Raw genomic sequence first — 909 nt, 5'->3', positions numbered from 1 at the left:
TCACGCCGCAGACCCTGATCAACATCCGCCCGGTCGTGGCGTCGATCAAGGAGTTCTTCGGCACCTCGCAGCTGTCGCAGTTCATGGACCAGACCAACCCGCTGGCCGGCCTGACGCACAAGCGGCGTCTGTCCGCGCTGGGTCCCGGTGGTCTGTCCCGTGAGCGGGCCGGCTTCGAGGTCCGTGACGTGCACCCGTCCCACTACGGCCGGATGTGCCCGATCGAGACCCCGGAAGGCCCGAACATCGGCCTGATCGGCTCGCTGGCCTCCTACGGCCGGATCAACGCGTTCGGCTTCGTGGAGACGCCCTACCGCAAGGTCGTCGACGGCAAGGTGACCGACCAGATCGACTACCTCACCGCCGACGAGGAAGACCGCTACGTCAAGGCGCAGGCCAACACGGTGCTCAACGCCGACGGGTCGTTCGCCGAGTCGCGCGTCCTGGTCCGCACCAAGGGCGGTGAGACCGAGCTCGCCCGTGCCGAGGAGGTCGACTACATCGACGTGTCGCCGCGCCAGATGGTGTCGGTGGCCACCGCGATGATCCCCTTCCTCGAGCACGACGACGCCAACCGGGCGTTGATGGGCTCCAACATGCAGCGCCAGTCGGTGCCGCTGCTCAAGAGCGAGGCGCCGCTGGTCGGCACCGGCATGGAATACCGTGCCGCGACCGACGCCGGCGACGTGATCAGCGCCGAGAAGGCCGGTGTGGTGGAGGAGGTCTCCGCCGACTACATCACCGTCATGAACGACGACGGCACCCGGACGACCTACCGGGTCGCCAAGTTCAAGCGGTCCAACCAGGGCACCTCGTTCAACCAGAAGCCGATCGTGGCCGAGGGCGACCGGGTGGAGGTCAACCAGGTCATCGCCGACGGTCCGTGCACCGACAACGGCGAGATGGCGC

1 pseudogene is annotated in these 909 nt (G+C 67.7%); it reads left to right on the top strand.

Annotated features, from left to right (window positions below):
* A pseudogene (locus tag ACTWPW_RS64355) lies at positions 1–909 on the top strand (DNA-directed RNA polymerase subunit beta); the annotation flags it as partial.

The organism is Nonomuraea sp. KM90 (assembly GCF_052246675.1).
Classification (GTDB): domain Bacteria; phylum Actinomycetota; class Actinomycetes; order Streptosporangiales; family Streptosporangiaceae; genus Nonomuraea.
The sequence above is the reverse complement of the archived record's forward strand: the minus strand, read 5'-3'. Positions and strand labels throughout refer to the sequence as shown.